The organism is Herbaspirillum sp. C7C2 (genome assembly GCF_022627865.1).
Classification (GTDB): Bacteria; Pseudomonadota; Gammaproteobacteria; order Burkholderiales; family Burkholderiaceae_D; genus Herbaspirillum; species Herbaspirillum frisingense.
Genome location: NZ_JABXGI010000048.1, coordinates 1 through 783, shown reverse-complemented (window position 1 = coordinate 783; position 783 = coordinate 1). Strand labels below are relative to the sequence as shown.

The following is a 783-nucleotide window of genomic DNA, read 5'->3' as shown; positions in this document are numbered from 1 at the left end:
AAAAACAGAACTTAGAGAATCGGAAGAGAACACTATGGCTCTCATGACCTTCGACATGAAGCGCAACCCGCAGCAGGCGCGCATCAGCCTGCTGGCGCTGTTGGCGCTGATGATCATCTTCCCCATGATTGCCCAGCATTTCGGCAATTCCTGGGTGCGTATCATGGATATGGCACTGCTCTACATCATGCTGGCCCTGGGCCTGAACGTGGTGGTGGGCTTCGCCGGCCTCCTGGACCTGGGCTACATCGCCTTCTACGCCATCGGCGCCTATACCGCCGGCTTGCTGGCCTCACCGCAGTTCGCGGCCGTGATCGAGTCCTTCGTCAACACCTATCCCGACGTCGGCAATTTCCTGGTCTGGCTGTATGGTCCGCAGATCGTGCAGAACGGCATCCACCTCTCGCTGTGGCTGATCGTGCCGATCTCGGGCGTGCTGGCGGCCCTCTTCGGCGCGCTGCTGGGGGCCCCGACCCTGAAGCTGCGCGGTGATTACCTGGCCATCGTGACCCTGGGCTTCGGCGAGATCATCCGCATCTTCATGAACAACCTGAACGCCCCGGTCAACATCACCAACGGCCCGCAGGGGATCAACCTGATCGACCCGATCCGCGTCTTTGGCGTCTCGCTGGCCGGCGAGCCCGGTTCGGGTTCGATGGTGAAGGTCTTCGGCATGAGCCTGCCCTCGGTCAATGCCTACTACTACCTGTTCCTGGTGCTGTGCATCTTCGTGATCTTCTTCTCGGTGCGCCTGCAGGACTCGCGCCTGGGCCGTGCCTGGGT

Annotated in this window: 1 protein-coding gene; it reads left to right on the top strand. The window is 61.4% G+C overall.

From position 1 onward, the window contains the following. Positions 1-34: 34 nt before the first annotated feature. The coding region (locus HWE04_RS24165; protein WP_446719254.1) for an ABC transporter permease subunit at positions 35-783 on the top strand (749 nt) is incomplete at its 3' end.